Raw genomic sequence first — 524 nt, forward strand, 5'->3', positions numbered from 1 at the left:
GATATTGATTCGGCGCAGGCCGCTTTTCAGGAATTGCCTTGGATTGACTCGGCAATGGTACGCCGCCGTTTTCCGGAAACAGTGGAGATTATCCTGACAGAGCGTGTGCCGGTTGCACACTGGCGCGCTGGCGGCTTGGTGGACAGTAAGGGCAATGTGTTTGCCGCAAGCCTGAAACAGGACCTGCCTATATTTGAAGGGCAGCAGGGGACAGGCAAAGATATGGTCAAACATTATGCGGACTTTTCCGGTATTTTGAGTCCGTTGAAACTGACCATCAAAGAATTGATCTACACGCCGCGGTCGGCATGGCTGCTTGTATTGAACAACGGCATTACCGTGCGCTTGGGGCGTGAAAACGAAATCAAACGTTTGCAGCAATTTGCCCAGATTTGGCCATCGCTGCTGCGTAAAAAACAAAGTAGTATCGAGTATGTCGATATGCGTTATAAGGATGGTTTTTCAGTCCGTTACCGGCCGTCTGAAAACCCTTCCGACAGTGAATAGCCGATTAGACGTGAAGC

At 50.4% G+C, this 524-nt stretch carries 1 protein-coding gene; it reads left to right on the forward strand.

The annotated features are described in order from the left end of the window. A partial coding sequence (locus tag ACTHUR_RS18010; RefSeq protein WP_440400114.1) for a cell division protein FtsQ/DivIB occupies positions 1–507 on the forward strand: 507 nt, incomplete at its 5' end. Between the last annotated feature and the right edge of the window lie 17 nt (positions 508–524).

The sequence above is a fragment of the Neisseria sp. P0021.S007 genome, from assembly GCF_051956855.1.